At 36.9% G+C, this 5,290-nt stretch carries 6 protein-coding genes; all 6 read right to left on the reverse strand.

Annotated elements, in window-relative coordinates:
* Positions 1 to 347 precede the first annotated feature (347 nt).
* Positions 348 to 1,466, reverse strand: coding sequence for a peptidylprolyl isomerase (locus tag H6F92_RS05445; RefSeq protein ID WP_190357067.1), 1,119 nt, complete (start codon positions 1,464 to 1,466; stop codon positions 348 to 350).
* Positions 1,467 to 1,989: 523 nt separating this feature from the next.
* Positions 1,990 to 2,853: a glycosyltransferase family protein gene (locus H6F92_RS05450; RefSeq protein WP_190357068.1), complete on the reverse strand. Its 864-nt coding sequence runs from the start codon at positions 2,851 to 2,853 to the stop codon at positions 1,990 to 1,992.
* An 8-nt stretch (positions 2,854 to 2,861) separates the two neighbouring features.
* A complete protein-coding gene (locus tag H6F92_RS05455) occupies positions 2,862 to 3,794 on the reverse strand; it encodes a glycosyltransferase family A protein (protein ID WP_190357069.1) in 933 nt (310 codons plus the stop codon).
* Between the two features lie 21 nt (positions 3,795 to 3,815).
* Positions 3,816 to 4,751, reverse strand: coding sequence for a glycosyltransferase family 2 protein (locus H6F92_RS05460; RefSeq protein WP_190357070.1), 936 nt, complete (start codon positions 4,749 to 4,751; stop codon positions 3,816 to 3,818).
* An 83-nt stretch (positions 4,752 to 4,834) separates the two neighbouring features.
* Complete coding sequence (locus H6F92_RS25730; RefSeq protein ID WP_242030014.1) at positions 4,835 to 5,074, reverse strand: hypothetical protein; 240 nt, start codon at positions 5,072 to 5,074, stop codon at positions 4,835 to 4,837.
* A gap of 18 nt (positions 5,075 to 5,092) precedes the next feature.
* On the reverse strand, positions 5,093 to 5,290 hold a 198-nt coding region (locus H6F92_RS05470), incomplete at its 5' end, for a DUF4351 domain-containing protein (protein ID WP_190357071.1).

Raw genomic sequence — 5,290 nt, forward strand, 5'->3', positions numbered from 1 at the left:
ACACTTTTGTGGAAGCTTTAGAAGCTTTTCGGACAGCGATGTCTTTCCGTTTCTTTGAGTGGCTGACCGAGAATCGGGATGTGTTTGCCGCTTACAAAGCCAGTTTAGGCTTTATTTGGGCTTGAAATTTGTTTAAGTCCCAATAGGCAATAGGCAATAGGAGCAATAAAGAATCAGTCTTTAATAACCAGATTTAGTATAACTGCCTTGCTTTCACTAGCGGGGAATATTGACCCCGACAATTGCCACTTTTCCAGGGTATCAGGGGAAGCGCCCAGAATCTGAGCTGCTTCCCCTATCTTGACTAATCTCTGTGCCTTGACAAAACCTAGTTAAAAACCCCCACCCTAGCTAGGTTGGACGAGATTATTTAAGCCATAAACCACTTTAGCGGTGATAATCTTATCCTTATCGGTAAGTTCTTCTAACACCTCTTTTCCCTCGACTAAATAGCCAAAAACCGAATAACGACCATCCATGAGATTAAACCCAGGGGGAGTTAATTCATTATCGAATTTAAAGAAAAAGAATTGCGAGGAACCTCCGTTAGGATTAGTATCCGGACGCGCCAGGGCCAAGGCACCGAAAGCGTTAAAAGGCAAGGCGAGACTGGGTAAGTAAATCCCTAATTCTTCGAGAGTATTGCCATAAACTGGTTCTTCTTCCCCTTTAATCAAAATTTCTAAGGGAATAGAGCGATATTGCTTAGTTTTCGGGTCAATAAATCCCTCTTCTGCACCGACGGGATCCCCAGTTTGGACAACGAAATTATCTTCGCTGCGAATGAAGGGTAAACCGTCATAAAAACCCCGTTGGACTAAATCCACAAAGTTACCCCCATTAACCGGGGCGCTGTAACCATCCACAACGATAGTTAAATCTCCTTTGGTTGTCTGCATCTCTACGGTGGCGCGTCCTCGCAATTGCGGCAAGTTAGCGTATTCCGGGGGAACGTTAAAGGGAAAACCCACCACCATTAATTCTTCTAAAGCGGTGATATTATTGAGCAATTCCCGTCTGGTTGACCAAACTGCGTCTTTATCCTTCGCTTCTACGGCCGTATCCAGGGCTGCCACTCCCGTTTTCAGTTTTTCGATTAATTCCTCCCCTTGGCTTTTACTTGCTTCGGGAACACTATCTAAGATGGCGCTGCTTTTGGTAGAAAGGGCATAATTGGCATCCTTGACATCTTTTTTAATCGGACTCCAGCGTTTGGACCGCAGATGTTTGGCAATATCTTCGATCGATTGTTGCACTTGACGAATTGGTTTATTATCTATGGGTAAGGCATTGCGTAGAATAGCAGTGGGATCCGTTACCGCATCACCCTGAGCAAGCACAGCTAAAGCAGGGGCAGTCCCCTTAACCGTGAACAGACTTAAGATTAAAAATAGTGCTAGGGCGATACTAGCACCGCTTTTTAAGAAAAATTTGCCCCATTCCCGTAATCTTGTCGTTATTTTCATATTTTGGTCGGTTCCTCAATGGCCATACCTATCCAAAATACTTGTAGGCTTTTAGGGGAACCCTTGTCAATAGCTGAGAAAACCGAGTCGGGGGAAGATAAATGTGGTAACTGATGCTAGAGATACTGACCTGAAGATTTTCTCTCAGCCAAATAAGGCTATTTTCTGGGCATTACTGCCAATTACCCGCAAAAAGTGGCTAAAGGGTTGGCAACGGAATTAGTTTTTGGTTGTCCATAAAATTCCCTCTTCCCCCCAAAGATATAAGCTCGATTAATTCCGTATTCTACAGCATTTTCAGGAAGCCATGACTGAGTTTTTGCCAGCAGGGTTTGTTTTTCTGGTTCTTATTGAATATCTCTTTCTTTGAGGATTTTATCGAGTTTTGGGGTAGGAAAAGCGCTGATGGGCTATTTTACCATTTAGTTTATACAGGAACATCCTAACGGCAATTAGCGGCAATTTGATAAACTTTCACGGTTTCTTATAAAAGCTGATGGGCAAAGTACGGCAGTTTTTTATCTTATGGATGACTATTGGTGAAATATTTTTTTATTCCTTGCCATCTCCCTATTGCATTTGAAGTATCAAAAATCATCAACACAGTAATTTTAAACAATATTACATAAAACATATAAATCAAAAAGCTTAATTTACTACCATACAACTCCAGAAAAACAAGACGACTAAAAGTAAAGTTTTTAAACATATTTTTTTTATCTTTGCCAATAATAGCCGACACAACATGAGTGACTAGAATATGGTTTGTAACAGCTATCTGATAATTTTCTTTGTAGTATTTTTCACAAAAATCTACATCCTCATGGTATAAAAAATATCTGGTGTTAAAACTAGGGCAATGATCAAACTTGGCCAAGTTAATAATCATACTACATCCTGATACCCAACGGCTTGAAGTGATGCCATTTTGTGAATTAATAGTATTTGATAGTTTTGCTTCATGTTTAATTGTTCCCCAAAAAGGATCAAATAAACCTTGACCAAACCAGAGATTTCCTTTTATATCTCTAATTTTTGTCCCTAAGATAGCAAGATTTGGTTCTGTGTCGAAACATTTTTTTATATAAATGTCTGCTTCTTTGTCTATAGTTGTATCGGGATTAATTAACCAAATTAAAGCTTTATTATTGACAGAATAAATATATTTAATTCCCAAATTACAACCAGCACCAAATCCCAAATTTTGAGGAGATTGAATGATGTAAATCATCTCTGATGGGAAGAAATCATGGTTAGATAATTCTTCTTGAGGAGAGTTGTTTACGATTGTTATTTGATATGCCGATTTTAGGCTATTATTAATGGATAGCACTAATTTTTTAATAAGTTCTTTAGAATAGTAATTGACTGTTAAAAAGTGTATCATAGAGATTTCTAGGAAATGATTCGTAGTTTTGAAGCTATTTTTAATAGAAATTGCCAAACTTGAGGAAATTTGTGTTTTATTTTGTAAATAATGGCAAATCTAGAAAGAAAAAATTTACGAAGATTAGCTGATTGATCCTGTGGTAAATATTCTGGAATTAACTGATGTTTTAATTTTTCTATTTTCAGGGATGTTTCTTGCCATATTCTCGCTTTATGGCTGTAGTTAATTCCTAGTAGTTGGTTCACATAATAGTTGGAATTACTAGCATCGGTAAAAAATCGATATTCACAGCTAACAATCGGGATATATTGAGGATGATATTGGGAAGCAATTTTTAATAAAAAGGCGTAATCTTCCATTACCGAGAAAGATTCATCGAATTCCAATAATTTTTGGTCAATTTTTTTGCGATCTAATAAATAGCTATGAATTGGTATGAAATTATCTTTAAAGAGAGATTGTAAAGAAAAGTGTTCTTTTTTAAAGGGCATACCCCTCGAAATCACTTCAATTTTTTCTGAATTAATGAGTTGACAAATGAGCAATGCTGTATCACTATAAGACCAAGAATTATCGTGGTTATGTAAAGCATTAGTAAGCAAAGATAAATGATTAGGATAAATAATATCATCATCATCTAAAAATCCTAAGTATCTTCCAGTAGATTTCTTGATACCTAAGTTTAAGTTTTTAGTTCTTTCATCCTGAGAAGTTGGATTAACAACCACATAAATATCTACTTGATTTTCTCTAAAATTCTCACAGATTGAATTGATTTTCTCTATAAAAATGTTTTGCTCTGACTGAGCAACTACTATAATTTCTAGAGGACGATAATCATTAGCTATAACACTTGCTATAGCATTTTTCAATAAGGGAATTCGTTTTTCTTGAGTTGTTCTAATTATAATGGAAGCAGTCCGATTATTAAATGTCATTATTTACAGTCCTATAAGTATTTAATAATTGGTTTGTGAAATCACTATCTTTCTTTTTATTTCTGATAATTTGTATCTAAATTTAAGAGGAAATAGTCTTAACAAAGTGATTAAACTAACTGGAATTAGGAAGCGAATGGTGTAGTATACTAAAAAACTTAGCGATCCTAAAAATCTACCGTATTCTTCTAAATTGAGAGCCAGCCAAACTCGCCAACTTAACAACGATTGCCGACAAAATAAAAGCCTGATTATGTCTTCTGTTTTCCCCTCTTGGATTAACCAACGGTGCGGGGCTGTTTTTGATTCTCCTAATATATTATAAATTTGATTTCTATTATCAACAAAAATTCTAAATCCCGATTTTCTCGCTTTGATAAGATATAGTGAATCACCCCCATAATGAGGTACAAGCGAAGTGTTAGGATAGCCTATGATAGAAACCAATTCTTGAGAAAAACAAACCAAATTACCACTTAATAATTCACATTCTCTTACTTGTCCTTGAGGACAGCTAATTAATTCGTAATCACTTAACCATTTTTTACTTTTACCACCAAAGCTAATTTTATTTAAATCATACTTCTCTCTTCCTTGACAACCAATAATCGCCTGAGAATTAATTTGACAAAAAGAAGTTAAATTTTGAATAGTGTTACGACTTACCAGACAATCATCATTTAACCAAATAAAATATTCTGCACCTTGCTGATAAGCGTACTCCATACCCATTTTAATTGCCCCAGTCCACCATAAATTCCCGTCACCTTGTAGGATGATGACATCGGGGTACTGGGATTGAATTACGGAGGATGTGCCATCGGAGGAACCGTCATCCACGACAATTACATGATATTTATCCAAATCACCGTTATTCTGTAGGGTTTCTAGACATTTTAGGGTGATGGCTTTGCGGTTGTGAACGGGTATGATGATATAGACTGGTTCTTTCGTCATAAGCTTGCGGTTGTCGATAGTATCTAGATTAAATATACCCAGAGAGCCAGGAAAATATCACCTTTGAGGGAAAATCTTTTTAATTAACTATCATCAAGAGTTTCTATCATTTCTTGAACCGCCGTTTTAAGGGGAGGTAAATCATGCTCGATTACCCCCCAAACTCGCCAGCAAAAGGCGAGTTTGCCGCTAACGGTTTCGCGGGGGCCGGTAGGTTCCAAATCGATTATTTCTCCCTCAGCAAGTTCGTAGCGGGGATTATTCCAGTATTGACCGAGAAAATCTTCTAGGGTTAGGGTCTGGAAAAGGCTAGGAGAAAGCATATTTTTAGGGAATAATTTTTATCTTTGTTCATTTAACCAACTTAGCAATTCCTCACGGCTGCCCAAGTCTAAAATTCTATCTCCTAAGGTTTCTAATTGCGGGATAGATAGAGATTTAACTTTTTCAGTTATAGCTAAATCTAAACTGCCAAAACGTCGGGTTAAAAGTCGGATAATCAGTTCTGCTTCTCCCTCTTGTCGTCCCTCTTGTCGTCC

Source organism: Microcystis wesenbergii FACHB-1317, from assembly GCF_014696875.1.
GTDB classification, from domain to species: Bacteria; Cyanobacteriota; Cyanobacteriia; order Cyanobacteriales; family Microcystaceae; genus Microcystis; species Microcystis wesenbergii_A.